Source organism: Brevundimonas aurantiaca (genome assembly GCF_014199955.1).
Classification (GTDB): domain Bacteria; phylum Pseudomonadota; class Alphaproteobacteria; order Caulobacterales; family Caulobacteraceae; genus Brevundimonas; species Brevundimonas aurantiaca.
In genome coordinates this window covers 262,538-289,009 of sequence record NZ_JACHOQ010000002.1, presented here as the reverse complement: position 1 = coordinate 289,009, position 26,472 = coordinate 262,538, and the positions used below count along the sequence as shown (strand labels likewise).

Genomic DNA, 26,472 nt, shown 5'->3' with positions numbered 1-26,472 from the left:
CGCGTCGGCGGGGACGCTAGCGGCGGAATGCGGGCCGCGCAACGCGCATGACTGCGGGGTGAAGCGCTCACGACGCTTTCGTGATCGTGGCGCATCGGGGGCGCATCGGGCTAGAGGCGGATCATGTTGCCGATCCACGCCGTTCTCGACCCGCTGAAATCCGCCCTTGCAAACGGAAATACGGCGGCTTTGGCCGCCCCGCCGGGGGCGGGGAAGACCACGGTCGTCCCCTTGGCCCTGCTGGACCAGGCCTGGCTGGGCGACGGACGGGTGCTGGTGCTGGAGCCGCGCCGTATCGCCGCACGGGCCGCCGCCGACCGGATGGCCGCCACCCTGGGCCAGGAGGCGGGCGGGACGGTCGGCTACCGCACCCGGCTGCAGAGCCGGATCGGGCCGAAGACGCGGATCGAGGTGATCACCGAGGGGGTCTTCACACGGATGATCCTGGACGACCCCGGGCTGGAGGGGGTGGGAGCGGTCCTGTTCGACGAATTTCACGAGCGCAGCCTGGACGCCGACCTGGGTCTGGCCCTGGCGCGGGAAACGCAAGGGGCGCTGCGGGAGGATCTGCGGCTGCTGGTGATGTCGGCCACCCTGGACGTGGCGGGGGTGTCGCGGTTGCTGGACGGCGCGCCGGTGATCGAGGCGGAGGGGCGGGCCTATCCGGTCGACACCCGCTATCTGGGCCGCAATCCGACCGAGCGGTTCGAGGAGGCGATGACGCGGGCCTGTCTGACGGCCCTGGGCGAGGAGACGGGGTCGGTTCTGGCCTTCCTGCCGGGGCAGGGCGAGATTCATCGGGTCGTGCGGCAGATCAACGAACGGCTGAGGCTGCCGAACGTCGACGTGGTTCCCCTGTATGGCGGACTGGATCGGGCGGAGCAGGACCGCGCCATCGAACCGGCGGCGCCGGGGCGGCGCAAGCTGGTGCTGGCGACCTCGGTTGCGGAGACGAGCCTGACGATCGACGGGGTGCGGGTGGTGGTGGACGGCGGCCTGTCGCGCGTGCCTCGGTTCGAGCCGTCCAGCGGCCTGACCCGGCTGGCCACGGTTCGGGTCAGCCGGTCGTCGGCGGAACAGCGCCGGGGACGGGCGGGACGGACCGAACCGGGCGTCTGCTATCGGCTGTGGGACGAGGAACAGACGCGCGGCCTGGTCCCGCATCAGCGGCCGGAAATCCAGGAGGCGGATTTGACCGGCCTGGCGTTGGATCTGGCGCGATGGGGCGCGCGGTCGGTCGAGGGGTTGGCCCTGCTGGACCCGCCGCCGGCCGGAGCCCTGGGCGAGGCGCGCAAGGTGCTGACGCGGCTGGGGGCGCTGGATGCGGAGGGCGGGTTGACCGATCACGGGCGGCGGCTGACACGCATCCCCCTGTCGCCGCGCCTGGCCCATATGGTCGCCGTGGCCTCGGACGGGCACGACGCCATGACGGGCGCGCGGATCGCGGCGGTGCTGAGCGAGCCGGGATTGGGCGGATCGAACGTGGATCTGCACGAACGGCTGGTCGGCCTGGAGCGGGACCGGTCGCCGCGGGCGCGGGATGCGTTGAAACTGGCTGAGCGCTGGGCTCGGGCGGCGGGCGGCGGCGCGGGCGGGTCGGTCGATGAGGGACTGCTGCTGGCCGTGGCCTTCCCCGAACGGATCGCGCGGATGCGGGGCAAGGCCGGCGAGATGCTGCTGGCCAGCGGGCGCGGGGCCATGGTCGAGGCGACCGATCCCCTGGCGCGCGAGACCTGGCTGGCGGTGGCCGAGCTGGGGGGCGGCGAGGCGCGGGACCGGGTGCGGCTGGCGGCGGCGCTGGACGCGGCGACGCTTGAAACCGATCTGGCGCGGCTGATCGAAACCGAGGAACGGCTGGCGCGCGAGCCCTCGGGCCGGGCGGTGATCAAGCGCATCCGACGGATCGGCGCGATCGTTCTGGATGAGAAGGTGATCGGGACGCCTGACGCGAGCCAGTTGTCGGCCGTGCTGAAGGCCGAGGTCGAGGCCGAGGGGATCGGCGCCCTGCACTGGGGCGAGCAGGCCTCGGCTCTGCGGGCGCGGCTGGCTTTTCTGCACGGGCTGGACCCGGCCTGGCCTGATGTGTCGGACGATGGTCTCATGGCGGCGCGCGAGGACTGGCTGTGGCCGGTGCTGGAGGGCGCGAAGTCGCTGGCGGCGACCAACGACGGCAGGCTGGCGGACGCCTTGCGGGGGCTGATCCCCTGGGATCTGCAACGCAGGCTGGACGAACTGGCGCCGCCGCGACTGACGACGCCGCTGGGGTCGGCGGGCATCGACTACGGCGCGGAGGGCGGACCGCGCGTTGAGATCCGCGTTCAGGAGTTGTTCGGCGTGACGACCCATCCGACGGTCGGCGGCGGCCGCGTTCCCCTGACCCTGGCCCTGCTGTCGCCGGCGCGGCGGCCGGTGCAGGTGACCCAGGACCTGCCGGGATTCTGGGCGGGCTCCTGGGCGGCAGTGCGCTCGGAGATGCGCGGCCGCTATCCGCGCCATCCCTGGCCCGAGAACCCGGCCGAAGCCCAGGCGACCAACCGGGCCAAGCCCCGCGGGACGTGAAGCGTCGAACCCGTCCCAAGCGGCTGCAACCGGGCGGCAAGCGCTGCGTTGAGCCAATCTCGCAGAGGACGCCCATGGCCTTCACCCAACTCGACCCCCCGCTGCCTGTCACCGTGCAGGATCGCGGCAAGGGGTTCGCCTTCGCCGTCATCGACTATGGTCAGGAGCACAATCTGATCTGGGTGACGGCCATTACCGAGACCGGAGAAATCTGGTGTGCGCCCAACCCGGTCGTGCGGATGCAGGCGAACTGGACCATGGGACGGCCGTCGCCCGCAGGTTGAGGCTTTTCAGCGGGAGAAGATGACGCGATATGGTCAGGCGCGCCCGCCGTGCGCCAACGGGGACAAAATCGTGCCGAACGCCAGGACCATCTCGCCGACCGCCGGAAAAGGGCGGGTGCTTTTCGCCAGCCTGATCGGCACCACGATCGAATTCTACGACTTCTATATCTACGCCACGGCGGCGGTGCTGGTGTTTCCGCGGCTGTTCTTCCCGGGCGGGGACCCGACGACGGCCATGCTGTCGTCCTTCGCGACCTTCTCCATCGCCTTTTTCGCAAGACCGGTCGGCGCCCTGGCCTTCGGGCATTTCGGCGACCGGGTGGGACGCAAGGCGACCCTGGTGGCGGCCCTTATGACCATGGGCCTTTCGACCGTGGCCATCGGCCTGCTGCCGACCCATGCGACGGTCGGTATTGTCGCTCCCCTGCTGCTGGCCCTGTGCCGGTTCGGACAGGGGCTGGGCCTGGGCGGCGAATGGGGCGGGGCCGTGCTGCTGGCCACCGAAAACGCGCCGCCGGGCAAGAAGGCCTGGTTCGGCATGTTCCCGCAACTGGGGGCGCCGATCGGCTTCATCCTGTCGACGGGCGCCTTCATCGTCCTGACCTCGACGATGGGCGAGGCCCAGTTCGAGGCCTGGGGCTGGCGCCTGCCCTTTCTGGCCAGCGCCGTCCTGGTCTTCGTCGGTCTGTGGGTGCGGTTGAAGATCACCGAGACCCCGGAATTCCAGACGGCGATGGACCGGAAGGAGCGGGTCAAGGCGCCGGCCGTGACCCTGTTCGCCCAGCACAAGACCGCCCTGTTCCTGGGGACGTTCAGCGGGGTGACGACCTTCTCCCTCTTTTATCTGATGACGGTCTTCGCCCTGGGTTGGGCGACGACGGGGATGGGGCTGGCGCGAGGCGACGTCCTGCCGGTCCAGCTGATCGGGGTGCTGTTCTTCGCCGCCTTTATCCCTGTGACGGCCCTGCTGGCCGACAAGTTCGGCCAGACCAGGGTGCTGATCGCCTCTTCGGTCGGGATCGCCCTGTTCGGCGGCCTGTTCGCGCCCCTGTTCGGAGCGGGGCTGACGGGGCTGCTGATCTTCTTCGCCCTGGGCTTTGCGCTGATGGGCTGCACCTACGGCCCTATCGGCGCGGCCATGGCGCGGCCCTTCCCGACGGCCGTCCGCTATACGGGGGCGTCCATGGCCTTCAATCTGGCAGGGATCGTGGGGGCGTCGCTGGCGCCCTATCTGGCGACCTGGCTGGCCAAGACCTACGGCCTGGCGGCGGTCGGCGGCTATCTGGCCCTGTCGGCGGTGGTGACCATACTGGCCCTGTGGGGCATGGGGCGGGTCAGCCCGGAGACGGAACTCTAGAGCCTGATCCGTTGAGGAGGAACCGCGAAGCGGTTCCGTCCGAAACGATCATGCCCTAGGCTTCGTCCGTCGCCGCATAGACCATGATCCCGGTCGCGATGGCCAGGTTCAGACTGTCGGCCCGGCCGCGCATCGGGATCTTGACGTTGACGTCGCAGGCGGCGGCCAGTTGGTCGGTCAGGCCGGCCTGTTCATTGCCCATCAGGATCAGCGACGGCTTCTGCATCACCGCCGAGTGGTGGCTGACCTTGGCGTCCAGCCGGGTGCCGACGACGCTGCCGGGCCAGGTCTGGCGCCAGGCCAGGAAGGCCTCGGGGTCGGCTTTGGTGATGGAGACGGCGAAGACCGAACCCATGGTCGCGCGCACCGCCTCGACCGAATAGGGATCGACGCAGTCGCCGATCAGGATGACGCCGCCGCAGCCGGCCGCGTCGGCGGTGCGGATGATGGTGCCCAGATTGCCGGGATCACGCACCTGCTCCAGGGCCACCCAGCAGGGGGCCGAGGCGGGGTCCAGCCTGTCCAGAGGGGTATAGACCTGATCGAACACGCCCAGGACCGTCTGGGGATTGTCGCGGCGGCTGATCTTTTCGAGGATGGCGTGGGTGACGACGACGATCTCGCCGCCGGCCTTGCGCGTCTCGGCCCTGGCCCGGTCCAGCAGGGGGTGCGGGCGGGCGTCCTCGCCGACCAGCAGCAGGCGCGGCGCCCGGCCCAGGTCCAGGGCCTCGCCGATGAATTTCAGCCCCTCGGCCAGGAAGGTCCCGGTGCTGTCCCGCTCCTTGCGCATATGCAGGGCGCGGACGGCCTTGACCGTGTCATTGGTCAGGGATGTGATCACGCGGTCCGTCATCGGCTCCACCGGGCGAAGAAGGACAGGCCGATGGCGCGGGCGTTCGGGCCGTCTTCGGACAGGGCCAGTTCGCCCCAGTCGATGCGACCGCTACGATCCGGCAGGGCCTCGGCCATCAGATGGGCCAGGGACAGGCCGGAGATGCGGGCGGCGTAGGCGTTCAGCAACAGGAAATCGGCCTCGTGGGACAACAGGGCGGCGCAATCCTTCAGCAGGGCCGGCATGTCCTCGAACAGGCGCCAGACCTCGCCGGTCGGGCCGCGTCCGTACTTGGGCGGGTCCAGGATGATTCCGTCGTATTTGGAGCCGCGCCGGACCTCGCGGGCCACGTATTTTCGGGCGTCCTCGACGATCCAGCGGATCGGGCGGTCGGACAGGCCGGATTGTTCGGCGTTCTCGCGGGCGTAGTTGACTGATTTCTTCGAGGCGTCGACGTGGGTGACCTCGGCCCCGGCGGCGGCGCAGGCCAGGCTGGCGACGCCGGTGTAGCCGAACAGGTTCAGGATCTTCGGCGCTCGGCCGGCGTCGCGCGTGAAGGCGCGCACGCGGCCGTCCAGCCAGTCCCAGTTGGCGGCCTGTTCCGGGAAGAAGGCCAGGTGGCGGAAAGGCGTGAAACGGCCGGTGAACTTCACCTCGCGCCATTTCAGGGGAAAAGCGTCGACGGGGCCGTGCCGGTCGAAGCGCCAGCGACCGGAGTCGTCCTCCTCCTGCTGCGGATCGAAGGCGGCCGTGGCCTGGTCGAAGGCGGCCGGGTCGCGCGGGGACCAGAAGCACTGGGGCTCGGGCCGGACCACCGTGTAGGGACCGTAGCGTTCCAGCTTCCGACCGTCGCCGGAGTCCAACAGGGCGTAGTCGGACCAGCCGCGGGTCACCAGGGTTTCGGGGGTTGGGGAGAGCAGGGGCGCCATCCTGCGGCTGATAGGCGGTCAGGCGGCCTTCCGTCCAGCATCGACATGGGTCGAGGCGTCGCATTCGGCGTCATGGTCCGGCTCATGAATCGTCTTGTCCCAGACATAGGGCGATACGATCAGTCGCCACAGAGCCTGTACAAACGCGACGCTGAGCAGGGACCAGTAGGCCGGCGCCAGCAGCATGTCGCTGAGACGATAGTCCAGACCGGCGCGCCGCGCCCCGACGGCGCAACTCATCCATGCGGCGACGACGCCCAGAGCCAGGACGGCGAGCGATCCGACCGGCAAGGACGGCGCCGCGCCCGTGTGAAGACCCAGGAGAAGGGCCGAGCCGATCCAGGCCAAGGCGGGAGCGTGGCAGGCGGCGGATATGACGGCGGCTCCCAAGGTCATGACAAGCGACAGCAGTCCGCGCTCGCCCAGGGCGGCGGGCGAGCGCGTGTGGACGCCCCAGGTCTGCATATAGCCCTTCAACCATCGCGTTCTCTGGGGCAGCCAGCGCTCGAAAGGGCCGGGCGGCGTTTCCCAGGTCGGTCGGTGGATGACCCCCAGACGCCACCCCGCCGACCAGAGCCGAAAGCCCAGGTCGGCGTCTTCCGTCACATTATAGGCGTCCCAACCGCCCAGATCCCGGAGGATGGCCGTCCGAAGATGATTGCTGGTGCCGCCGAGGGGGAAGGGCAGGTTCAGCTTCGCTATGCCCTGAAGATTGACCTCGAAAAGGGCGGCGTACTCCAGGGCGAACTGTCGATCGAGAAACCCCTTCAGGCCGGCGCCTCTGCGAACGCGCAACGGCGCCTGAACGCAGGCGAGATCAGGGCTCTGGGCGAAGTGCGCCGCCGCTTCACGCAGTTGCCCCGGGTCCGGCGCATCTTCGGCGTCATAGACGGTGACCAGTTCGCCCTTGATGAAGGGAAGGGCGTGGTTGAGGGCGCGCGGCTTGGTCTGGGGCGCGCCAGGCGGCACAATCAGGATCTGCAGCCAGTCAGGCCTGGCTGCGGCCGTCGCCGCCGCAATGGTTGACTGATCGTGCGCTTCCAGGATGAGGAACCCCTGCAACTGTCGGCGGGGGTAGTCCAGCCGAGACAGGTTCTGCACCAACTGCTCCACCACCGCCGCCTCGTCATACAAGGCCGCCAGGACGGTATAGCGCGGCCAGCGGCCCGGCTTGGGCGGCGGGGGCGGCGGAGAAAGACTGGCTGCCGCCAGGACGGCCCGCCAAATGGCCGTGGCGACGAAACAAGCCTGAAGCCCCAAGATCAGGGCCTCCAGCGTCGCCCGTGGCCAGAGGACAAGGCCGAACGCCGCACATGCGACCAGCCCGCCGACAACCGCCGCCTGCCAGGCCGTCGGCGTTCGACGCCCTGCGCCGCTGAGCGCATTCGTCTTGATCATCATCGTTCCAGCCCCCGCCCGAGCCGAATACAACTGGAAATACTTGTTTGTTGCAACTGGATTTTTCTGCGCCGATTGGCGCCGATGATCGATTGTCGCTATTCAGATCGCCCCTGACCTGGAGTCGCCTTTGCCCCTCGCGTCGCAATCGTCTCGTTCCCACCGCAAGCCCAAGGGGGAAGGCCATTCACGGCGCGGCGAAATCCTGGCCGCCGCCGAGCGGATTTTCGTCGAGCACGGCTATGAAGGAGCGACCATTCGCAAGATCGCGGATGAGGTCGGCCTGTCCTCGACCGCCCTCTATATGCATTTCCCCGATAAGGGCGCGATCCTGCAGGAAATCTGCCGCAACGCCTTCAGCGTCCTGACGGCGGCTGCGGCCTCCCTGTCGACGGGCTCCGCGCCGCCGGAGGTGCGACTGAGGGCCATGATCGAGGCGTACGCCCAGTTCGGGTTCGATCAGCCCAACGCCTATCGCCTGATCTATCTGACCCGTCCCGTTGAGGCCCGAGAGGGCGCTCAGACCTTGTCTCAGGAACTGGGCGCCGTCGTCTTTTCCGCCTTTGGAGCCTTGGTTGAGGAGACCGTGGCCGCAGGGCGGATGGAGGGCGACGCCAGGGCGATCGCTCAGTCGATTTGGGCGGCTGCGCACGGCGTCGTGTCGCTGATGATCACCAAACCCTATTTTCCGTGGGTGGAGCGGGACCGGTTGGTCAAGACGACCCTGGACGCCGTGTTCGACGGCCTGCTTAAGCCGTGACCCCACGCCCCCGGTCGCTCCTTCTCTGTCTGGTCCTTGTGGGGCTGACGCCGCTCCCCGCCCAGGCTCGGCCCTTGCGGGTCATGGCCCTGGATCAGTGCGCCGATCAATATGTCCTGGCCCTGGCGCCGGACGCCGAACTGGCCCTGTCGCCGCGCGCCGACGACCCTGACGCCTGGCTGAGGCGCGAGGCGGCCGGACACCGGCGGCTGCGCCCGACCCTGGAGGCGGCGGTGGGGTTCAAGCCGGATGTGGTCCTACGCTACTGGGGCGGCGAACCCCGGCTGCTGGCGGCCCTGGAGCAGCGCGGGACCAAGGTGATCACAATCGCGGACGCGACGGACTTCGACGGGGTGCGCGCCAATATTCGCGCCGCAGCGCAGGGTCTCGGGCAGGCCGAGCGGGGGGCTCGACTGGAGCGGACCATGCAGGCCAAGCTGGATCGCGCGGCGCCGCCCGCCGGAAGCCCCACGCCCGGCGCCCTCTATCTGACCTCGGGCGGCTATACGTCCGGTCCCGGCACGCTGATGGATGCGATGATGCGGGCGGCCGGCTTTCGCAATCTGACGACCGCGCCGGGCTTCGGGGCCGTCAGTGTCGAGCAGATCGCGCTTCAGCCGCCCCTCCGGTTCGTGCTGGGCTTTTTCGACCAGTTGCGGGCCGACTGGCGGGGAGCAGGCCGCCATCCGGTGGTGCGCCGCGCCGCCAAGGGGCGGACGGCGGCGAAGCTGCCGGCGGCCGTCCTGACCTGTCCCGCCTGGTTCGCCGCCAACGGGGTGGAGATGATGAAGGCGCGGCCATGAGTCGGACGGTTCGTCTGTGCGTGAGGCTGGGCCTGCTCTGTACGGCGGCCGTGGCGACCGCCGTATTGTTCGGGGAGACGGGGTTCGACCGCGCCCAGTATGCGGCGGCCTTCGGCGATCCGTCTTCAGGTCCCTGGGACGTCTTGTGGCAGGTGCGGGCGCCCCGCGCCGTCTGCGCCCTGGTCGTGGGGGCGGCTCTGGGGCTGGCGGGGGCGGTGATGCAGGGGCTGCTCCGCAATCCCCTGGCCGATCCTGGCGTTCTGGGGGTTTCGGCGACGGCGGCCCTGGGCGCAGCCCTGGCGATCGTCCTCGGCGGCGCGGGCGTTGGGGGCCTGGTGGAGATGTCGGCCCTGGCCGGCGCTGCTGTGGCCGGCGGGGTGCTGGTCGCGGCAGCCGGACTGATGCGGGCGCCGGAGGCCCTGATCCTGTTCGGGGTGGCCCTGTCGAGTTTCGCGGGGGCGGCGACGGCCCTGATCTTCAACCTGTCGCCGTCCCCCATCGCCCAGGCCGAGGTCATGGCCTGGCTCTTGGGATCGGTGCAGAACCGGAGTTGGGTCGATGTCGCCTGGGTGGCGCCGGCCCTGGCGATCGCGGCCGTTTTCGCCGCCCTGTCGGCGCGGGGACTGCGAATGCTCACCCTTGGCGATGAAACGGCCGCAACGTCGGGGCTCTCCATGGGGCGGTTGAGAGGCTTCGCCCTGATCGCGGCGGCGCTGGCGACGGGGGCGGCGGTGGCGGTCGCGGGCGTGATCGGCTTCGTCGGTCTGGCGGCGCCCCATCTGGTGCGGGCGGCGGTGCGCGGGGACGCGGGGCGAATCCTGGCGCCCTCGGCCCTGGCGGGCGGATTGATCCTGGTGGTCGCGGACTTAGCGGCGCGGCTGACGCCGACGGATCAGGAGCTGAAACTGGGGGTGTTCACGGCCTTGATCGGGGCGCCCCTGTTCGCCTTGATCGCCTGGCGGGCGGCGCGGGAGTGGCGGCTGTGATCGCGCCGCTGACGATGTGGGACGCCGAGGCGACCCTGGGCGGGCGCAAGGTGCTGGACGGTGCGGACGTACAGGTCGAGCGCGGCCGGTTGGTCGCTCTGGTCGGTCCCAACGGAGCCGGAAAGTCCAGCCTGATCAAGGCGTTTGTCGGACTGCTGGCGCTGGACGGCGGCGTCGCCCGCCTGAACGGCGACGACGTCACGACCCTGTCCCCTCGAGAACGGGCCCGGCGCGTCGCCTATCTGCCCCAGGAGCGGCGGATCGCCTGGAACCTGCCGGCGGTGGAGGTGGCGGCCCTGGGCGCGCCCTTCCTGGCCGGTCCCGAAGCCTTGGCGCGGGCCAAGCGGGCTCTGGCTGAAGTGGGCGGCGCCCATCTGGTCGATCGCGGCGTAGCCGAAATGTCCGGCGGCGAGCGGGCGCGGGTGCTGCTGGCGCGCGCTTTGACGACCGACGCCCCCATGCTGCTGGCGGATGAACCGATCGCGGGGCTCGATCCGGACGCGCAGCGGCTGGTGCTGGAGCGGCTGCGCGGCCGCGCGGACGGCGGCGCCGCCGTGCTGGTCAGCCTGCACGACCTGGCCCTGGCGGCGGCCTTCGCCGACCAGGTGGTGGTCATGCATCAGGGACAGGTCGCCGCCGCCGCCCCGCCGATGGAGGCGCTGGAGCCGGGCGTGCTCAGAAGCGTCTTCGGCTTGGACGGGCGCTGGGTCGAAACACCGGACGGGCCGCTGCTGGCGGCCCGCCGGGCTCAGTAGGCGACGTAGGGACGAGGACCCGCCGCGGCGCCGCGCGCAATGTCGGCCGAGGGCGTCAGGGGCGCCGAGCCGCCGTTCAGCCGGGCCTTGTAGACCGCCATATTCTCCATCACCCGCATCATATAGTTGCGCGTCTCGGTGAAGGGGGCGCATTCGATGAAGTCGATGGCGGCGTTGGCGTCGCCGCGCGGGTCGCCGCAGCGAGCGATCCACTGGTTCGGCCGCGCTGGGCCGGCGTTGTAGCCGACCGTGGCCAGCAGCATGGAGCCGTTGTTGGCCGCCATCAGCTCGCCCAGGTGATAGCTGCCCAGGGTCATGTTGTAGTCCGGGTCCCACAGCTGTTCGGCCGAGAAGCTCATGCCCAGGCGACGGGCCACGCCGGAGCCGGTGGAGGGCAGGAACTGCATCATTCCGCGCGCATCGGCGCCGGAGCGGGCCCGGGGGTCGAAACTGGATTCCTGACGCGTGATGGCCTGGGTGAACTCCAGCGGCGCCGCGCCGGCGACCTGTGGCGGTATGCGGACCGGATACATCCGCTCTGGCAGGACAAAGCCCCTCTGGCTGGCCGCACGGCCGACCATCATGGCCGCGAAACCGTCGCCGTAGCTGCGGCTCAGATCCATCAGCAGGGCCAGATCCTCGATCGTCGGGAGGTCGTTGTCGAGCTGATAGGCGAAGACCCGCAGCAGGCTGGTCTCTCCGGTCTCGCCGAGAATCCGAGTGGCGCGAACCCGTTCGTCGGCTTCAAATCGGGCGATGTCCGCAGGGGTAGGCGCCGGATCACCGGGCAGGGTCAGGGTGGTCATCCCGGCCTTTTCGGCGGCGAGCTGGCCATAGAAGGTCTGCCAGTGCTGGGCGCCGTTGCGATAATGGGCGAGGGCGGCGTCGCGCTCGCCCCGGGCCTCGGCGGCCCGGCCCAGCCAGTAATAGGCGCGGCCCTGGGTGATCGGAGTGGAGGAGGCGGTGCGCAGGGCCTCGAAATGACGGGCGGCGACTTCGGGCTGGTTCAGCTTTGTCAGGGCGACCCATCCGGCGAAGAATTCGGCGTCAACCATTCGGTCGCCCGAGGTGAAGCCGTGGCCGTTCATCGCATCATAGGCGGCGCGCCAGTTTCCCTGCTGCAGGGCGTCCAGATAATAGTTGCGGCGCTCGGTCCACAGGGTGTCGTCGCCGACCGTGTGGCCCGGAGCGGGCGGGAGGTAGGCCAGAAGCGGGAAGGCTTCGGACTGACGGTTCTGAGACCGCAGGATACGAACCCGTTCCAGGACCACGACGGGATCGACGGCCTGTGTCGGGGTCAGGGAAGCGACCACGGCGTCAGGGCTGTAGGCGGTGCGCAGGCTCATGACGGCGTTGGCGACGGCCGCCCGTTCCGGTGAGACGAGGCCCGTCATCGCGCGGGTGGCCGGGCCGTGAGGGCCCATCAGCAGCAGATTGAGGCGGGTCTCATGATCGGCCGGGGTCAACCATCCGGCCCAGGCGGCCAGAATGCGCGATTGCGGCGCCTCGTCGAAGGATCGCGTGCGCCACCATTCGCGGATCAGGGCGCGCGCCTCATCGCGTCGCCCCCTCTGTTCAAGGGCGGCGGCGTAGGCGATGGCGCCCTCGACCGTGCGGGGCGGTTCCTGCGCGAACAGGGCCAGGGCGGCGTCCGGGCCGACGCCGGACCGGGCCAGCACCTTTTCTGTCGCTTCGCGGCGTGATTCGGCCCTCGGCCAGCCGGCCAGCTCCGTCTGGGCGCGGGCGAGGTCGGCGTAGGACAGCTGTTCGCCCGAGGTGTCGATCAGGGCCCACTGGACCAGTTTGCGCGCTGCGGGATCGCCGATCTGTGAGAGGGCCGACTGGGCGCCCAGCACGTCGCGCGCCCGCGCGGCGGCCAGTCCTTGACGAAACAGCGCCGTGTCCTGATCATTCAGGACGCGGGTTTGGCCATAGGCGACGCCGGTTTGAGTGACGGAACCATAGGGGACGGCCTGCGCCGGCGCCGCGTCTTGAGGGCTCGGCGCAATCAAGGCGAGAACCGCCGCCAGACTCGTCGCAATCATGATCTTTCCTGTTCTCATTCATCCCGGTTGCGGCGAAGCCGCTGGCGACCTAACGTCTCGCGCTCTCAAGACAGAGGTCCTGGACGTCCGTCCATCGCCCCTCCCCAATTAGGCTAGCTAGTCCCATGACCGCCCCCTTGTTCAAGGGCGTGATCACCGCCCTGATCACACCACTTCATGACGGAAACGTGGACGAAGCCGCATTCGCCACGCTGATCGAGCGTCAGATCGCCGCAGGCGTCAGCGGTCTGGTGCCCGTCGGCACGACAGGCGAGGGCGCCAGTATGGATCTGGACGAGCACAAACATGTGATCGAACTGTGCGTGCGGCTGGTCGCCGGCCGCGTTCGCGTCATCGCCGGAACCGGTTCGCCCTACACCAAGGAAGCCATCGACCTGACCCGTCACGCCAAGACGGTGGGGGCGGACGGCGCCCTGGTCGTGACGCCCTATTACATCCGCCCGTCCCAAGCCGGGATGGCGGCGCATTTCGAGGCTATAGCGGACGCCGTCCAACTGCCCATCCTGCTTTACAACGTGCCCGCGCGAACCGGCGCGGACCTGGCGAATGAGACGGTGGCGCGATTGGCGGCTCATCCGAACATCGTCGGCATCAAGGACGCCACCGGCGACATGAGCCGGGTCAGTTGGATGCGGGCCGAAATCCAAGAGCCGTTCGACCTGATCTCCGGCGATGACTCCAGCTATTTGGGCTATCACGCCCATGGCGGGGTCGGACTGATTTCGGTGGCGTCGAATGTGGCGCCCGAAGCCATGGTCGCTTTGCACAATGCGGCGGCGGCCGGCGACTATGCCGCAGCGCGGGATTGGCAGGACCGTCTGATCGGTCTGTGTAAGGCGCTGTTCCTCGATAATTCTCCCGCCCCGACCAAATACGCCCTGGCCCGGTTGGGCCTGTGCCGTGAAGAGGCGCGCTTGCCGCTGTCGCCGACCTCCGACGCGGTCAAGCCGGCCATCGACAAGGCCATGGTCGAGGCGGGCGTGATCTGATGGCGCCCAAGCCGCAGCCCAAGTCCAAGGTCATCGCCGAGAACCGCCGCGCGCGCTTCGACTATTTCCTGGAGGACAATATAGAGGCGGGGATTCAGCTGCTGGGCACCGAGATCAAGGCTCTGCGCGATGGCCGGGCCAATATCGCCGAAAGCTATGCGGCGGTTGAGGGGCGAGAGATCGTCCTGATCAACGCCGACATTCCGCCCTACAAACAGGCCAACCGCTTCAATCACGAGCCCCGCCGGCCGCGCAAATTGTTGCTGCATCGCAAGCAGATCGACAAGCTGATGGGGGCGGTGCAACGCGACGGTCAGACCATCATCCCGCTGAGGCTCTATCTGAACGAGGCGGGCAAGGCGAAGCTGGAGATCGCCCTGGCCAAGGGCAAGAAGCTGCACGACAAGCGCGAGGCCTCGGCCGAACGGGACTGGCAGCGCGACAAGGCGCGGTTGATGCGGGACAAGGGCTGAGCCCCGTCGCCGTCGCCTAGCTGAGAGGGCGGGCGTCCGTCACGCCGGGCAGGTCGGAGACTCCTCGGCTCATCTGGCCGCCGGCGGAGGGGGTGACCAGACCCCCGGTCAACAGCGTCAGCACCGTGAAGGCGACCACGACCACAGCTGCGATCAAGGCCAGCCTGCGCTCGGCTGGGGTGAAGAGTCGATCGGTCGTGCGTTGCATGGTTCAGCCTCCCTCCGCTCGAGAACGCAGCGGCGGGGCCTCAGTTCCGCCTCAATTGGATCCTGCCGGATTGGTGCGACACCTCCGCGACAGCACGGTCAGGCTTCTATGATCGACCGGGCGCGATTGAACACCGCTTCGAACATGTCCGGGGTCAGGCGACCCGTGTTCGTGTTCAATCGGGAGCAGTGATAGGAGTTCAGGATCACATAGCCCCCGGCCTCGCCCTCGGCCCCATGCCCCGCCGGCATGGCCGAGGCGGGGCGGCCGAACGCCTTGAGGATGTTGCGGCGGGATACGTCGCCCAGGGTGATGATGACCTTAAGATTGGGCAGAAGCGCAAGTCGGTCGATCAGGAAAGGACGACAGGTCGTCTCTTCGACCGGCAGGGGCTTGTTGCCGGGCGGGGCGCAGCGGACGGCGTTGGTGATCATGCAATCGACCAAGGTCAGATCATCGTCGCCGTTCGGCTCATAGGTTCCGGTCGCGAAGCCGGTCTTCTTCAGCGTGTCGTACAGCAGCCATCCGGCGTGGTCGCCCGTGAATGGACGGCCGGTGCGGTTGGCTCCGGTGCGGCCCGGCGCCAGGCCGGCGACCAGAAGCCGCGCCTGAGGGTCGCCGAAGGAGGGGGCGGGGCCGTTCCACCAATCCGGATTCTGGCGGGCGTTTTCCTGGCGATAGGCCACCAGTCGCGGGCAGAGCGGACAGTCGCGGGGCGGCTCGGGCGTTAGGCTCATTGCGCCGTCGCCGACTTGGGTCGGCCGAAGTCGGCCATCAGATCGTTCAGGTCCAGGAAGGCGTCCGCCTGACGGCGCAGTTCGTCGGCGATGTGGGGCGGCTGAGTCTTCTGGGTGGAGATGACCGTCACCCGCACGCCCTTGGCCTGGACGGCCTGGACCAGCCGTCGGAAGTCGCCGTCGCCCGAAAACAGCACGACATGATCCAGCGCCGGAGCCAGCTCCAGCATGTCCACCGCGATCTCCATGTCCATATTGCCCTTGATCCGGCTATGGCCGGCCGTGTCCGTGAACCGCTTCACCGGCTTGGTGACGACGGAAAAGCCGTTGTAGTCCAGCCAGTCCACCAGGGGTTTTACCGGTGAGAACTCTTCGCCCTCCACCACCGCGGTGTAATAGTAGGCGCGGATCAGGATGGATTTCTCGCGAAACCAGTCCAGCATCCGCCGGAAGTCCATATCGTGTTGCAAGGCGCGGGCGGCGGAATACAGGTTGGACCCGTCGATGAAGATCGCCAGGCGGTCGGTGGGATGAAACATGGTCGAGGCCGTCGAAAGAGATGAAATGAGGGACGAAAGGCGAGGGGCGCCGGTCGATACGAGAATCGACGCCGCACTCGACCTGAACGCCGCAGTCATCGTGGCGCTGGGCTGTAATGACAAGGGGGCCTGGTCGTCTTGCCGCGAGGCCCTGGAGGCGGCTCTGGCGCGGTTTCGCACGGAAGGGATCGACATCATCGCCCGGTCGTCCTGGTGGTCGTCGCTGGCATGGCCCGATCCGCAGGATCCGCCGTTCCTGAACGGCGTCGTGATCGTGAGCACCGCCCATGATCCCCATGATCTGATGGCGGCCCTGGGCCGGATCGAAGACGCCTTCGGGCGGCGTCGGTCGGCGCGCAACGCGCCGCGCACCTTGGATCTGGACCTGATCGCCTACGGGCGACTGATCGGCGACCTGAACGGCCTGATCCTGCCGCATCCCAGGGCGGCCGAGCGCAGATTCGTCATGGGGCCGATTGCGGAGATTGCGCCGGACTGGGTGCATCCCGCCGGCGGCGACGCCGCAGCCCTTGCCGGGGCCGCAGGGGTCGGCAAGGACGCTCATCCCATCTGACGCCGTAGTTTCGCCGCTCTGGCGTTGCAAAACAGCGACCACATCTGTATTTGACGCGGTTCTCCCCCGCGTTCGAGGAATTTCATGGCCCGCGTCACCGTCGAAGACTGCATCGAGAAGGTTCCGAACCGCTTTGGTCTGGTGCTGATGGCGGGTCACCGCGCCCGCAGCATCGCCAACGGCGCCGCCCTGACGATCGACCGCGACAATGACAAGAACCCCGTGGTCGCCCTGCGCGAGATCGCCGACGACACGGTGGCGCCCGATGAACTGCGCGAGACCATCATCACGACGCTGCAACGTGTCGATGAGCGCACGGAGGCCGAGGACGAGGCGGAAACCGTCGCTCTGCTGGCCGAGCCGCAGCACATGAACATGGCCGAGGCCGAGCTGATCCGCGCCCTGCAAAGCGACCGGGATGGCGGTCAGGAGGAGCGCTACTGACGCCCGAGGGAGCCCCAGGCGTCACTATCCTGCCGGCGCGGACCGAGACGGTTCCGCCGGCGCCCCAAGCTGCAGACAAAATCGAGCCGGCGAAAGACATGGCGCCGCTCAAGCGCGCGCCGATCCTGCGTCAGTTCGAACTGATCGAGGCCGTCAAGGCTTATGATCCGACCGCTGACGAGGCGCTTCTCAATCGCGCCTATGTTTATGCGATGAAGATGCACGGCTCGCAGCTGCGGGCTTCAGGCGATCCCTATTTCGCCCATCCGATCCAGGTCGCGGGCATATTGACCGACTATCGGCTGGACACGGCGACGATCGTCACGGCCCTGCTGCATGACGTCGTCGAGGACACCTCGGCCACACGCGAAGACATCGCCCAGATGTTCGGGGAAGAGGTGGCCGTCCTGGTCGAGGGCGTGACCAAGCTGAGCCGGCTTGAGCTTCAGGCCGAGCATACGCGCCAGGCCGAAAACCTCCGCAAATTCATTCTTGCGATCAGCCGGGACGTGCGGGTCCTGTTGGTCAAGCTGGCGGACCGCCTGCACAACATGCGGACCCTTCAGTACGTCAAGCCGGAGAAGCGTGAGCGCATCAGCCGCGAGACGCTTGAGGTCTATGCACCCCTGGGGCGGTCGATTGGCATTCACTCCATTGCTTCCGAGTTGGAAGAACTGGCCTTCACCCATCTGAATCCGACGGCCAAGACGGCCATCGAACGTCGGCTTGAGGCGTTGAAGCTGGAGCATGGTCACGCCATCGAGGGCGTGTCGGACGAGGTGGAGCGGGTGCTGTCGGAAGCCGGGGTGCCGGCGCGGGTTTTCGGTCGGCAGAAGACGCCTTATTCCATCTGGCGCAAGCTGCAACGCAAGTCCGTCGGGTTTTCGTCTCTCTCCGACATCTATGGATTCCGCGTCATTCTGGAGGCGGAGGACGACTGTTACCGGGCGCTGGGCGTGATCCACCGGGCCTGGCCGATGGTCCCGGAACGGTTCAAGGACTTCATCTCCACGCCCAAGTCGAACAACTACCGCTCCCTGCACACCACGGTCGTGGGGCCGCGCGGCTTGCGAATCGAAATGCAGCTCCGCACCGAGGCTATGGACCGCGTCGCCGAGGACGGGGTGGCGGCCCACTGGCGCTACAAGAACCATTCCTACGGTTTCGATCATGAAGCCATGGCGACGGGAGGCGGCCGCGATCCCTTGCAGAACCTGCGCCATCTGGTTCAGGTGATCGAACACGGCGAGGGCGGAGAGGACTGGGTCGAGCACGCCAAGCTCGAAATGTACCTGGATCAGGTCTTCGTTTTTACGCCCAAGGGCCGGCTGGTGACCCTGCCGCGGGGCGGCATGCCGCTGGACTTCGCCTATGCGGTTCATACAGAGGTCGGCGACACGGCCGTTGGGGTAAAGGTCAACGGCGAGCTCAAGCCGATGCGGACGCCCTTGCAGAACGGCGACGTGGTCGAGATCATTCGCGGGGCCAAGCGGGAGGTGCCGGCGGACTGGCGTAGTCTGACGGTGACCGGGCGGGCCCGTTCCGCCATTCGTCGTCATATCCGAACCTCCGAGCGTGAAGAGTTCATCAAGCTGGGCCGTGTGGCGCTGGAGCAGACGCTGGCCCGGGTGGAGAAGTCTCTGGCTGACGTCTCGCTGAAGCCGGTTCTGGAAACCCTGGCGGTCGCCTCGGACGACGATGTGTTCGAAAATCTGGGCCGCGGTCGGTTCTCGCCCACGACCGTGGCCGAGACCCTGTTCCCGTCCTTGAAGGGGCGGTTGAAGGCCGGGCCGGAAAAACAGAGGATCGAGGGCGATACGGCGCGGCTGTTCGTTCGCGGGGGCGGACTGACGCCCGGCGTCAGCGTCCATTTCGGCCGTTGCTGCACGCCTGTGCCCGGCGATCGCATCGTGGGCATTCTTGAGCCGGAAACCGGGCTCACCGTCCATACTATCGACTGTCAGGCCCTGGCGGCCTTCGCCGATGACGATTCGGTCTGGCACGATCTGCAATGGACGCCTCAAGCCGAGACGGACGCCGTCGCCGCGGTCCGGTTGAACGCCACCATCCGCAATGCGCCGGGCGTGCTGGGGCAGGTGACCACCCTGATCGGCGAGGCGGGCGGCAACATCATCAATCTGTCGATGGCCTATCGTCAGCAGGACTTCTTTGACGTGACGATTGATGTGGAGGTGGAGGACGCCAAACACGCCACCACCATCATGGCGGCTCTGCGGGCCAATCCTTCGGTCGACAACGTCGATCGCGGGCGCGGCTGAGTCTTTCGCCGGACAGGGCGAGGCGCTAAGACGCCCCGCATGAACACCCAAGACGTCCTCAACGAGTTTCGCGACGCCGGCGCCCTGCGCGAAGGCCATTTCGTCCTGTCCTCCGGTCTGCACAGCCCGGTCTTTCTGCAGAAGAACCTGGTCTTCATGCAGACGGACCGCTGCGAGCGGCTGTGCAAGGCTTTGGCGGAAAAGATCGTCGCGACGGTCGGGCCGGTGGATGTGGCCATTTCGCCGGCCGTGGGCGGGATCATTCCCGGCTATGAGACGGCGCGTCACCTGGGCGTCCCGTCGATGTATGTCGAGCGCGAAGGCGGCCAGTTCAAACTGAGGCGCGGGTTTTCGGTCGAGCCGGGCCAGAAGGTTGTGATGGTGGAGGACATCGTCACCACCGGCTTGTCGTCGCGCGAATGCATCGCCGCCATCCAGGCGGCGGGAGGCGAGGTGGTCGCTGCAGCCTGTATCGTCGATCGGTCAGGCGGAAAGGCCGATGTGGGCGTGCCCCTCATCGCCCTGGCGTCGCTGGAGGTGCCGGCCTATCCAGCCGACGCCCTGCCGCCGGAACTTGCGGCCGTGCCGGTCGAAGACCCCGGCAGCCGCAGACTTGCGAAATAATGTCCGGCGAAGCGACGTCGGGGCCGGCGAGGAGCTGAAGATGCGCGAACGGGTGAGGCTGGGCGTCAATATTGATCATGTCGCGACGGTTCGGAACGCCCGCGGCGGCGCCCATCCGGATCCGGCCAGAGCGGCGGAGACGGCCTTGACGGCGGGGGCAGACGGCATCACCGCCCACCTGCGCGAGGACCGGCGCCACATTACGGATGCCGACATCGGCGTGCTGAGCGCGCTCTGCGCTCGCGCAGGCAAGCCGCTCAACTTTGAGATGGCCGTGACCGACGAGATGCTGAGCATCGCCCTGCGCCACCGCCCCCACGCCGCCTGCCTTGTGCCCGAGCGGCGCGAGGAGGTGACGACGGAAGGCGGCTTGGCGGTGGCGGGACAGGAGGCGCGGATCAAGCCTGTCGCCCAGGCCCTGACGGAAGCTGGGATACGGGTCTCGCTGTTCATCGAACCGTCCGAGGCTCAGGTCGAGGCCGCTGCGGCGGTCGGCGCCCAGGTGGTGGAATTTCACACCGGCCGCTATTGCCACCTGACCGATCCCGGGGAGCGGGAGGTCGAGTTCGAGCGGCTGGCCGCCGCCGCCGCCCAGGCCGACATCCTGGGGCTGGAGGTCCATGCCGGTCACGGGCTCGACTATGAGACCGCCCCAAGGATGTTGGCCATTCCCGAGATTCGGGAGCTGAACATCGGCCATTTCCTGATCGGCGAATCCATATTTGTGGGCCTGGATACAGCGATCCGTCGCATGCGGGCGGCGATGGATTCGGCGAAGTGATCATCGGCGTCGGCGCGGACCTGTCGGACATCCGGCGTATCCAGGCCTCGCTCGACCGGTTCGGCGAGCGGTTCAAACAGCGGTGTTTCACCGACATCGAACGGGCGCGGTCGGATCGGAAGCCGGACCCGGCCTGGAGCTACGCCAAGCGGTTCGCGGCCAAGGAGGCCTGCGCCAAGGCCCTGGGCACCGGCATGAGGGCGGACGTCTATTGGCGCGACATGGGGGTGGTGAACCTGAGGTCCGGGCAGCCGACCCTGGCCCTGACCGGCCACGCGGCCGATCACCTGGCGCGGCTGACCCCGGCCGGGCACGAGGCGAAGATTCACCTGACCCTGAGCGACGAACACCCCTATGCGCTCGCCTTCGTGGTGATCGAAGCCTTGCCGCTGTCGTAATCGCGATATACCCGTCACTGGACGACCGCGAGGACGCGGCAAGGGGATGCTTGATCGCATGAGCGAAGATCAAAAGCCGCAGGGCGACGACGTGAAGACGAGCGATGCTGCGGGTGCGGCCTCGGCGGGCGACGTCTATGTCTGGACTGAGGGCGACAAGGCGGAGAAGCCTGCGGAGGCGCCTGTCGAGCCGATGACCTCGACGACGCCGGTCGCCGCAAAGCGGCCGGTTTGGAGCGACGACGGCGACGCCCCCTTCGAGGACGCGCCGGCGCCTGCGGCGCAAAAGGCGGACAAGTCTTCCAAGGCCAAACAGGGCGGCGGGGCCGGGGACGAGACGATGGAAATCGTCAAGACGGTCGTCTTCGCCCTGCTGATCGCCATGGTGCTGCGGATCTTCCTGTTCCAGCCCTTCACCATTCCATCGGCCTCGATGGAGCCGAACCTGTATGAGGGCGACTATATCGTCGTGTCGAAATGGTCCTACGGCTATTCGAGACATTCGATCCCGTTCAGCCCGCCGCTGTTCGACGGCAGGATCTTGGGGTCGGCGCCCAAGCGGGGCGACATCGTCGTGTTCAAACTGCCGCGCGACGACAAGACCGACTTCATCAAGCGCGTGATCGGCTTGCCGGGCGATCGGATCCAGATGATCGCCAACAAGCTGTATATCAACGATAAACCTGTTCAGGACGTCGTGGTCAGCCAGCAGGAGATCAACGACATCTTCGGCCCGCGCCCCGTCACCGAGGTTCGCGAGACCCTGCCCAACGGCAAGAGCTTCATGACCCAGGACTTCGGCCCGGGCAACGATCTGGACGACACCCCCGTCTATGAGGTGCCGGCCGGTCACTATTTCATGATGGGCGACAACCGCGACAACTCGATCGACAGCCGCGTCGAACAGTCCAGCGGCGTGGGCATGGTCCCGGCCGAGAACCTGGTCGGCAAGGCGCAGATCATCCTGTTCTCGTGGAAGCCGGGCGCCTCGCTGTTCAAGCCCTGGACCTGGGGCAATGTGCGGCTCGATCGGTTCTTCGACGTTCTGCACTGATGGCGAATACGCGGGCCGAGGCGGTCGCGGCGCTTGAGGCGCAGCTCGGCCATCATTTCCGGGACAAGGCCCTGCTGGATCGCGCCCTGACCCACGCCAGCGTGAGCGAGGGCGCGCCGGTCGGCGTCCATGGGCCTAAGCACAACGAGCGGCTGGAGTTCCTGGGCGACCGGGTGCTGGGCCTGCTGGTGGCGGACAAGCTGTCGCGCGACTATCCGACGGCGGACGAGGGCCAGCTGTCGTCCAGCCTGCACGCCCTGGTCGACAAGACCGCCTGCGCCCGTGTGGGCGAAGCCTTGGGCGTCGGCCCGGCGATGCGGCTTTCGCCGGGCGAGACCAAGACGGGCGGCCGCCGCAAGGCCGGGGTCATCGCCGATGCGGTCGAGGCCATACTGGCGGCCGTCTATCTGGACGGCGGTCTCGAGGCGGCCCGGACCGTGTTCGACAAGGCCTGGGCGGCGGAATTTGCAGCGCCCCCTTCGCGAACCGTGACCAATCCCAAGTCGGCCTTGCAGGAATGGGCCCAGGGGCTGGGCCGGCCCCTGCCGACCTATCGCATCGCAGATCGGACGGGTTCGGATCATGCACCGACTTTCACGGTCGAGGTGTCCGTTGAAGGCGTGGAGCCCTTGACCGCGCAGGGGCGTTCGCGTCAGGAGGCGGAGAAGGCGGCCGCAACGGCCCTTTTGAAACGTGAAGGCGTCATTTGACCGATATTGAAAACCAGCGGGCGGGCTTCGCCGCCATCATCGGCGCCCCGAACGCGGGCAAGTCCACGCTGGTCAACCGGCTGACCGGGTCCAAGGTCTCCATCGTCACCCAGAAGGTGCAGACCACGCGGTTCCCCGTGCGCGGCATCGCCATGGAAGGCGACGCCCAGATCGTGCTGGTGGACACCCCCGGCATCTTCACCCCGCGCCGGCGTCTGGATCGGGCCATGGTCGCCTCGGCCTGGGGCGGCGCCGAGGATGCGGACGTGGTGGTGCATCTGATCGACGCCCAGTCGCACATCAACGCCGAAGGTCGCGAAGGCACGGCGGCGGATCGGCGCTCGGCCGAGGACACCGAGACCATCATCGCCAATCTCAAGGCGACGGGGACCAAGGTGATCCTGGCCCTGAACAAGATCGACGGCATGCGGCGCGACACCCTGCTGGGCCTGTCGCAGAAGCTCTTCGAGAGCGGCGTCTATGAGGAGGTCTATATGATCTCCGCCGCCAACGGCGACGGGGTCGAGGACCTGAAGCAAAGGCTGGCGCGGTCCATGCCCAAGGGGCCGTGGCTCTATCCCGAGGACCAGGCGGCGGACGTGCCGGTTCGGGTTCTGGCGGCCGAGATCACGCGCGAGAAGGTCTATCTGCGCGTCCACGAGGAACTGCCGTATTCGGCGGCGGTGGAGACGACCAGTTTCGAGGAGAGGGCCGACGGCTCGGCCCGGATCGAACAGACCATCTATGTCGAGCGCGAGAGCCAGCGCCCCATCGTCCTGGGCAAGGGCGGCCAGACCCTGAAATGGATCGGCCAGAAGGCGCGTGAGGAGCTGAACGAGATCCTGGGCCGCCAGGTCCACCTGTTCCTGACGGTGAAGGTCGATCCGAAGTGGCAGGATTCGCGGGCGCTCTACGCCCAGTTCGGTCTGGATTTCGACGTCTGAGCGCCCGTGTTTGAAGTGCCGCGTACCCCGGGGGGGCATCCCCGGCTCGTTCTGGGCGTCCTGGGGGCGCTGATCCTCGGCGGCGCCGTCTGGGCCGGATTCTCCACAGCGGTAAGGCCCGTCAGCGACGCAGCGCGCGCCGCCGCTTCGCCCGAGACGCCGCCGCGCCCGCCGCTGGTCGTGGTCGAGGACCTGCCTCGGCTGGCCGCGCGGCTGGATCGCGAGGCTGCCGCCGGTCGGTTCATGGGCGGGGTTCTGGTGGCCAGGGGCGACCGGGTTCTGTTCCGTCAGGTCTACGGCAAGGCGAACTATGGGCAGGACCAGGCGCTGAAACTGGACTCCCGGTTCCGGCTGGCCTCGATCTCCAAACAGTTCACGGCGGCGGCCATTCTGCGGCTACAGGACGAAGGCAAGTTGAGCGTCTCCGATCCGGTATGCAAATGGATCCAGCCTTGCCCGAAGGCGTGGGAGCCGGTGCGGATCAGCCATCTGCTCTCGCACACCTCGGGCATACCGGACCTGATGGCGCGGCCGGGCTGGGGCATGAGGCGCACGACTCCGGCGACCCTGGACGAGCTGACCGAGGATTCGAAGCGGTTCGGCCTGCAGTTCACGCCAGGGACCAAGGTCCGGTACGACAATGCAGGCTTCAACCTGGCGGCGGCGATCGTTGAGAAGGCCAGCGGACGGCCGTATGAAGCCTATATGCACGACACCTTCTTCGGCCCCCTGGGCATGAAGGACAGCGGGCTGGACCTGGACGGCGGCGACCATGGGCTGATTATGGGGTACGCCAACTTCCCCGGCGGGCTGGCGGCCCAGCCGAACGCCAACACCTCCATCGTCGCGGGGGCGGGGGCGGTCTATTCGACGCTGGACGATCTGCTGGTCTGGCAGAGGGCGTTGCACCGCGGCGGTCTGCTGAAGCCGTCCAGCTATCAGCAGATGCTCGCCGACCACGCCCCTGCCGATACGCCGATGGAGCGGGGCCATCCACGCCGCGACTGGGGCTACGGGATTTTCGCGAACCGGCTGGGCGATCAGGTTCGGCCAAGCTTCCAGGATCGCCAAATCTACCACACCGGCAGCTGGGGCGGATTCCGCAACCTGATGCTGTACCAACCCGACGCCGATGTGACGGTGATCGTGCTGTCGAACAACTATCACCTTCGGGATCAGGTCTTCCTGATCAGCCAGCAGGCGATGGCCGAAGCCCTGGGCCGTGACTTCCCCACGACCCTGCACCGCTAGCCTCATCTGAGGCCGTCCTAAAAGCGTCCGCTCCCGTCAAACGGACCGGCGCGGGGCGCAAAGGCTTGCGCCGCCGTATTCAGGAGCGGACGGAAGTGATCCGACCCGCTTCCTCAGGCCGGAAGCATGGACCCAGTGTCGATATAGCGCTGATGCCAGGACAGGGCCTCGTTCAGCAGATGCGGCGACTGGAGACCGTAGGAGCCCTTCAGCGCGCGCTCGAAATAGTCGGTCAGTCCGTCGCGGTATCTGGGGTGGGCGCACTGGGCGATGATCAGCCGGGCGCGCTGTTTCGGCGACAGGCCGCGCAGGTCCGCCAGGCCCTGTTCGGTGACGATGACCTGGACGTCCTGGGTGATGTGGTCGACGTGGCTGGCCATGGGGACGATGGCCGAGATGGCGCCGCCCTTGGCCGTCGAGGGGGTCACAAAACACGAGATGAAGGCGTTGCGCGAAAAGTCGCCCGAACCGCCGATGCCGTTCTGGATGCGCGAGCCCATGACCTGGGTCGAGTTGACGTTGCCGTAGATGTCGGCCTCGATCAGGCCGTTCATGGCGATACAGCCCAGGCGGCGGATCAGCTCGGGGTGGTTGGAGATCTCCTGCGGGCGCAGGATGATCTTGCCGCGAAACTGCGCCATCCGGCTGTTCAGATCGGCCGCCGCCTCTGGGCTGAGGGAGAAGGCGGTGGCGGAGGCGACGGTCAGCTTTCCGGCGTCCAGCAGGTCCAGCATCCCGTCCTGGATGACCTCGGTATAGGCGGCCATCCGCTCGAACGGACTGTCCATCAGGCCCGCCAGGACGGCGTTGGCGACATTGCCGACGCCCGACTGGAGCGGGAGCAGGGCGGCGGGCAGGCGGCCGACCTTCACCTCATGCTTCAGGAATTCGATCAGGTGATCGGCGATGGCGCGGGCGTTGGCGTCCGGAGCGGCGAAGGGCAGGTTGCGGTCCGGCGCCTCCGTCTCGACGATGGCGACGATCTTGTCCGGGTCGCAGCGCAGGGTCGGCTGGCCGATCAGCTGGTCGGGCCGGGTCAGGGGGATGGGCACCCGATTGGGCGGCAGGGCGGTGCCGTAATAGATGTCGTGCATCCCCTCCAGGGCGGGATCCTGCCAGGCGTTGACTTCGAGGATCACCCGCTCGGCCCGGTCCAGCCAGGTCTTGTTGTTGCCGATCGAGGATGAGGGGACCAGGGAGCCGTCCTCCTTGACCGCCGAAACCTCGATCACGGCCGTGTCGAGGCTGCCCAGCACGCCTTGCCAGACCATGGGGGCCAGGTGGCTGAGGTGCATGTCCAGATAGTCCATCTGGCCGGAGTTGATCTTCTCGCGGGCGATGGGGTCGGAGTTGTAGGGCAGGCGCCGTTCGATGCCGTCGGCCTTGGCCAGGGCGCCGTCCAGCTCGGGTCCGGTCGAGGCGCCGGTCCACAGGTTCAGCCGGAAGGGGGAGCCCGCGTCATGCGCCGCCTCGATCCGCCGGGCCAGGGCCGGGGGGACAAGCTTGGGATAGCCGGAGCCGGTGAAGCCGCTCATGCCCACCGTGGAGCCTGGAGGGATCAGGGCGGCGGCGTCTTCGGCCGACATAAGCTTGGAACGCAGGGACGAACAACGGATGCGCGACATGAACTCTTCAGGGTTACGGCAGGGGAGGGCCTTCAGCGTCTCGGTTAGGCGGCGCCTTGAAGGCGATCCATTCGACCTTGGTCTAGATCGGCCCAGGCGTCCCTGATCTTCGT

The 26,472-nt window shown here is 67.9% G+C and carries 27 protein-coding genes; 19 read left to right on the top strand and 8 right to left on the bottom strand.

All coding sequences use genetic code 11. From position 1 onward, the window contains the following. Positions 1 to 123: 123 nt before the first annotated feature. The 3 genes from hrpB to GGQ93_RS05470 all read left to right on the top strand — a co-directional run bounded on the left by hrpB (position 124) and on the right by GGQ93_RS05470 (position 4,200). Positions 124 to 2,559, top strand: a complete 2,436-nt coding sequence (gene hrpB, locus GGQ93_RS05480; protein WP_183215606.1) for an ATP-dependent helicase HrpB — start codon at positions 124 to 126, stop codon at positions 2,557 to 2,559. 74 nt (positions 2,560 to 2,633) lie between these two features. Next, entirely contained in the window at positions 2,634 to 2,843 is a 210-nt protein-coding gene (locus tag GGQ93_RS05475; RefSeq protein WP_182713618.1) for a hypothetical protein, read from the top strand. 19 nt (positions 2,844 to 2,862) lie between these two features. Next, positions 2,863 to 4,200: an MFS transporter gene (locus GGQ93_RS05470; protein ID WP_375782440.1), complete on the top strand. Its 1,338-nt coding sequence runs from the start codon at positions 2,863 to 2,865 to the stop codon at positions 4,198 to 4,200. Between the two features lie 55 nt (positions 4,201 to 4,255). Here GGQ93_RS05470 and GGQ93_RS05465 read toward each other — a convergent pair whose 3' ends face one another. The 3 genes from GGQ93_RS05465 to GGQ93_RS05455 are packed head-to-tail and all read right to left on the bottom strand — an operon-like array spanning position 4,256 to position 7,359. Then, entirely contained in the window at positions 4,256 to 5,053 is a 798-nt protein-coding gene (locus GGQ93_RS05465) for a TrmH family RNA methyltransferase (protein WP_183215604.1), read from the bottom strand. Continuing rightward, on the bottom strand, positions 5,050 to 5,961 hold the full coding sequence (locus GGQ93_RS05460) for an RsmD family RNA methyltransferase (protein WP_183215602.1): 912 nt from the start codon (positions 5,959 to 5,961) through the stop codon (positions 5,050 to 5,052). The genes GGQ93_RS05465 and GGQ93_RS05460 overlap by 4 nt, the downstream gene beginning before the upstream one ends. A gap of 18 nt (positions 5,962 to 5,979) precedes the next feature. Continuing rightward, positions 5,980 to 7,359: a glycosyltransferase gene (locus tag GGQ93_RS05455; protein WP_224764405.1), complete on the bottom strand. Its 1,380-nt coding sequence runs from the start codon at positions 7,357 to 7,359 to the stop codon at positions 5,980 to 5,982. A gap of 130 nt (positions 7,360 to 7,489) precedes the next feature. Here GGQ93_RS05455 and GGQ93_RS05450 point away from each other — a divergent pair, with 130 nt between their 5' ends. The 4 genes from GGQ93_RS05450 (at position 7,490) to GGQ93_RS05435 (ending at position 10,663) form a co-directional block, all read left to right on the top strand. Continuing rightward, positions 7,490 to 8,119 carry a TetR/AcrR family transcriptional regulator gene (locus tag GGQ93_RS05450; RefSeq protein ID WP_183215598.1) on the top strand — a complete coding sequence of 210 codons (630 nt, stop codon included), beginning with the start codon at positions 7,490 to 7,492 and terminating at the stop codon, positions 8,117 to 8,119. An 83-nt stretch (positions 8,120 to 8,202) separates the two neighbouring features. Beyond that, a complete protein-coding gene (locus GGQ93_RS05445; RefSeq protein ID WP_183216087.1) occupies positions 8,203 to 8,922 on the top strand; it encodes an ABC transporter substrate-binding protein in 720 nt (239 codons plus the stop codon). Continuing rightward, positions 8,919 to 9,908, top strand: a complete 990-nt coding sequence (locus tag GGQ93_RS05440) for a FecCD family ABC transporter permease (RefSeq protein WP_183215596.1) — start codon at positions 8,919 to 8,921, stop codon at positions 9,906 to 9,908. Before GGQ93_RS05445 ends, GGQ93_RS05440 begins: the two co-directional genes overlap by 4 nt. Beyond that, a complete protein-coding gene (locus GGQ93_RS05435; RefSeq protein WP_224764415.1) occupies positions 9,908 to 10,663 on the top strand; it encodes an ABC transporter ATP-binding protein in 756 nt (251 codons plus the stop codon). Before GGQ93_RS05440 ends, GGQ93_RS05435 begins: the two co-directional genes overlap by 1 nt. On the opposite strand, the gene GGQ93_RS05430 is transcribed toward GGQ93_RS05435, so the two are convergent. Next, positions 10,657 to 12,708: a lytic transglycosylase domain-containing protein gene (locus tag GGQ93_RS05430; RefSeq protein WP_221233572.1), complete on the bottom strand. Its 2,052-nt coding sequence runs from the start codon at positions 12,706 to 12,708 to the stop codon at positions 10,657 to 10,659. The genes GGQ93_RS05435 and GGQ93_RS05430 overlap by 7 nt on opposite strands. A gap of 125 nt (positions 12,709 to 12,833) precedes the next feature. On the opposite strand from GGQ93_RS05430, the gene dapA reads away from it, so the two are divergent. Then, complete coding sequence (dapA, locus tag GGQ93_RS05425) at positions 12,834 to 13,718, top strand: 4-hydroxy-tetrahydrodipicolinate synthase (protein WP_182713611.1); 885 nt, start codon at positions 12,834 to 12,836, stop codon at positions 13,716 to 13,718. Further along, on the top strand, positions 13,718 to 14,191 hold the full coding sequence (gene smpB / locus GGQ93_RS05420; RefSeq protein WP_054765718.1) for an SsrA-binding protein SmpB: 474 nt from the start codon (positions 13,718 to 13,720) through the stop codon (positions 14,189 to 14,191). Before dapA ends, smpB begins: the two co-directional genes overlap by 1 nt. A gap of 16 nt (positions 14,192 to 14,207) precedes the next feature. Here smpB and GGQ93_RS05415 read toward each other — a convergent pair whose 3' ends face one another. The 3 genes from GGQ93_RS05415 to GGQ93_RS05405 form a co-directional block, all read right to left on the bottom strand. Next, a complete protein-coding gene (locus tag GGQ93_RS05415; RefSeq protein ID WP_183215593.1) occupies positions 14,208 to 14,399 on the bottom strand; it encodes a hypothetical protein in 192 nt (63 codons plus the stop codon). Positions 14,400 to 14,497: 98 nt separating this feature from the next. Then, positions 14,498 to 15,136, bottom strand: coding sequence for a uracil-DNA glycosylase (locus GGQ93_RS05410; protein WP_054765720.1), 639 nt, complete (start codon positions 15,134 to 15,136; stop codon positions 14,498 to 14,500). Next, a complete protein-coding gene (locus tag GGQ93_RS05405; RefSeq protein ID WP_152950228.1) occupies positions 15,133 to 15,675 on the bottom strand; it encodes a LabA-like NYN domain-containing protein in 543 nt (180 codons plus the stop codon). Before GGQ93_RS05405 ends, GGQ93_RS05410 begins: the two co-directional genes overlap by 4 nt. A gap of 25 nt (positions 15,676 to 15,700) precedes the next feature. On the opposite strand from GGQ93_RS05405, the gene folK reads away from it, so the two are divergent. The 10 genes from folK (at position 15,701) to GGQ93_RS05355 (ending at position 24,734) form a co-directional block, all read left to right on the top strand. Next, on the top strand, positions 15,701 to 16,249 hold the full coding sequence (folK, locus tag GGQ93_RS05400; RefSeq protein ID WP_224761548.1) for a 2-amino-4-hydroxy-6-hydroxymethyldihydropteridine diphosphokinase: 549 nt from the start codon (positions 15,701 to 15,703) through the stop codon (positions 16,247 to 16,249). An 84-nt stretch (positions 16,250 to 16,333) separates the two neighbouring features. Then, a complete protein-coding gene (gene rpoZ, locus GGQ93_RS05395; protein WP_054765722.1) occupies positions 16,334 to 16,693 on the top strand; it encodes a DNA-directed RNA polymerase subunit omega in 360 nt (119 codons plus the stop codon). A 98-nt stretch (positions 16,694 to 16,791) separates the two neighbouring features. Beyond that, a complete protein-coding gene (locus GGQ93_RS05390) occupies positions 16,792 to 18,972 on the top strand; it encodes a RelA/SpoT family protein (protein WP_054765723.1) in 2,181 nt (726 codons plus the stop codon). A gap of 39 nt (positions 18,973 to 19,011) precedes the next feature. Beyond that, positions 19,012 to 19,596, top strand: coding sequence for an orotate phosphoribosyltransferase (pyrE, locus tag GGQ93_RS05385; RefSeq protein ID WP_152950231.1), 585 nt, complete (start codon positions 19,012 to 19,014; stop codon positions 19,594 to 19,596). Between the two features lie 40 nt (positions 19,597 to 19,636). Further along, on the top strand, positions 19,637 to 20,377 hold the full coding sequence (locus GGQ93_RS05380; RefSeq protein WP_183215591.1) for a pyridoxine 5'-phosphate synthase: 741 nt from the start codon (positions 19,637 to 19,639) through the stop codon (positions 20,375 to 20,377). Continuing rightward, on the top strand, positions 20,374 to 20,775 hold the full coding sequence (gene acpS / locus GGQ93_RS05375; RefSeq protein WP_054765726.1) for a holo-ACP synthase: 402 nt from the start codon (positions 20,374 to 20,376) through the stop codon (positions 20,773 to 20,775). Before GGQ93_RS05380 ends, acpS begins: the two co-directional genes overlap by 4 nt. 340 nt (positions 20,776 to 21,115) lie before the next feature. Continuing rightward, positions 21,116 to 21,829 (top strand): signal peptidase I, encoded by a 714-nt coding sequence (gene lepB, locus GGQ93_RS05370; protein WP_224764416.1) that lies wholly within the window; start codon positions 21,116 to 21,118, stop codon positions 21,827 to 21,829. Further along, complete coding sequence (gene rnc / locus GGQ93_RS05365; RefSeq protein ID WP_183215589.1) at positions 21,829 to 22,539, top strand: ribonuclease III; 711 nt, start codon at positions 21,829 to 21,831, stop codon at positions 22,537 to 22,539. Before lepB ends, rnc begins: the two co-directional genes overlap by 1 nt. Continuing rightward, entirely contained in the window at positions 22,536 to 23,483 is a 948-nt protein-coding gene (gene era, locus GGQ93_RS05360; RefSeq protein WP_054765728.1) for a GTPase Era, read from the top strand. The genes rnc and era overlap by 4 nt, the downstream gene beginning before the upstream one ends. A 15-nt stretch (positions 23,484 to 23,498) precedes the next feature. Then, positions 23,499 to 24,734 carry a serine hydrolase domain-containing protein gene (locus GGQ93_RS05355; protein ID WP_224764414.1) on the top strand — a complete coding sequence of 412 codons (1,236 nt, stop codon included), beginning with the start codon at positions 23,499 to 23,501 and terminating at the stop codon, positions 24,732 to 24,734. Positions 24,735 to 24,847: 113 nt separating this feature from the next. Here the strand turns inward: GGQ93_RS05355 and scpC are convergent, their stop codons facing one another. Continuing rightward, positions 24,848 to 26,359, bottom strand: coding sequence for a succinyl-CoA:acetate CoA-transferase ScpC (gene scpC / locus GGQ93_RS05350; RefSeq protein WP_183215585.1), 1,512 nt, complete (start codon positions 26,357 to 26,359; stop codon positions 24,848 to 24,850). Positions 26,360 to 26,472 lie beyond the last annotated feature (113 nt).

Excerpts from the sequence above, each read along its gene's own strand:
- hrpB (WP_183215606.1), top strand. The coding sequence starts at position 124 with ATGTTGCCGATCCACGCCGTTCTCGACCCGCTGAAATCCGCCCTTGCA.
- GGQ93_RS05475 (WP_182713618.1), top strand. The coding sequence starts at position 2,634 with ATGGCCTTCACCCAACTCGACCCCCCGCTGCCTGTCACCGTGCAGGAT.
- GGQ93_RS05470 (WP_375782440.1), top strand. The coding sequence starts at position 2,863 with ATGACGCGATATGGTCAGGCGCGCCCGCCGTGCGCCAACGGGGACAAA.
- GGQ93_RS05465 (WP_183215604.1), bottom strand. The coding sequence starts at position 5,053 with ATGACGGACCGCGTGATCACATCCCTGACCAATGACACGGTCAAGGCC.
- GGQ93_RS05460 (WP_183215602.1), bottom strand. The coding sequence starts at position 5,961 with ATGGCGCCCCTGCTCTCCCCAACCCCCGAAACCCTGGTGACCCGCGGC.
- GGQ93_RS05455 (WP_224764405.1), bottom strand. The coding sequence starts at position 7,359 with ATGATCAAGACGAATGCGCTCAGCGGCGCAGGGCGTCGAACGCCGACG.
- GGQ93_RS05445 (WP_183216087.1), top strand. The coding sequence starts at position 8,203 with ATGGCCCTGGATCAGTGCGCCGATCAATATGTCCTGGCCCTGGCGCCG.
- GGQ93_RS05440 (WP_183215596.1), top strand. The coding sequence starts at position 8,919 with ATGAGTCGGACGGTTCGTCTGTGCGTGAGGCTGGGCCTGCTCTGTACG.
- GGQ93_RS05430 (WP_221233572.1), bottom strand. The coding sequence starts at position 12,708 with ATGATTGCGACGAGTCTGGCGGCGGTTCTCGCCTTGATTGCGCCGAGC.
- dapA (WP_182713611.1), top strand. The coding sequence starts at position 12,834 with ATGACCGCCCCCTTGTTCAAGGGCGTGATCACCGCCCTGATCACACCA.
- smpB (WP_054765718.1), top strand. The coding sequence starts at position 13,718 with ATGGCGCCCAAGCCGCAGCCCAAGTCCAAGGTCATCGCCGAGAACCGC.
- GGQ93_RS05415 (WP_183215593.1), bottom strand. The coding sequence starts at position 14,399 with ATGCAACGCACGACCGATCGACTCTTCACCCCAGCCGAGCGCAGGCTG.
- GGQ93_RS05410 (WP_054765720.1), bottom strand. The coding sequence starts at position 15,136 with ATGAGCCTAACGCCCGAGCCGCCCCGCGACTGTCCGCTCTGCCCGCGA.
- GGQ93_RS05405 (WP_152950228.1), bottom strand. The coding sequence starts at position 15,675 with ATGTTTCATCCCACCGACCGCCTGGCGATCTTCATCGACGGGTCCAAC.
- folK (WP_224761548.1), top strand. The coding sequence starts at position 15,701 with ATGAGGGACGAAAGGCGAGGGGCGCCGGTCGATACGAGAATCGACGCC.
- rpoZ (WP_054765722.1), top strand. The coding sequence starts at position 16,334 with ATGGCCCGCGTCACCGTCGAAGACTGCATCGAGAAGGTTCCGAACCGC.
- GGQ93_RS05390 (WP_054765723.1), top strand. The coding sequence starts at position 16,792 with ATGGCGCCGCTCAAGCGCGCGCCGATCCTGCGTCAGTTCGAACTGATC.
- pyrE (WP_152950231.1), top strand. The coding sequence starts at position 19,012 with ATGAACACCCAAGACGTCCTCAACGAGTTTCGCGACGCCGGCGCCCTG.
- GGQ93_RS05380 (WP_183215591.1), top strand. The coding sequence starts at position 19,637 with ATGCGCGAACGGGTGAGGCTGGGCGTCAATATTGATCATGTCGCGACG.
- lepB (WP_224764416.1), top strand. The coding sequence starts at position 21,116 with ATGGAAATCGTCAAGACGGTCGTCTTCGCCCTGCTGATCGCCATGGTG.
- rnc (WP_183215589.1), top strand. The coding sequence starts at position 21,829 with ATGGCGAATACGCGGGCCGAGGCGGTCGCGGCGCTTGAGGCGCAGCTC.
- scpC (WP_183215585.1), bottom strand. The coding sequence starts at position 26,359 with ATGTCGCGCATCCGTTGTTCGTCCCTGCGTTCCAAGCTTATGTCGGCC.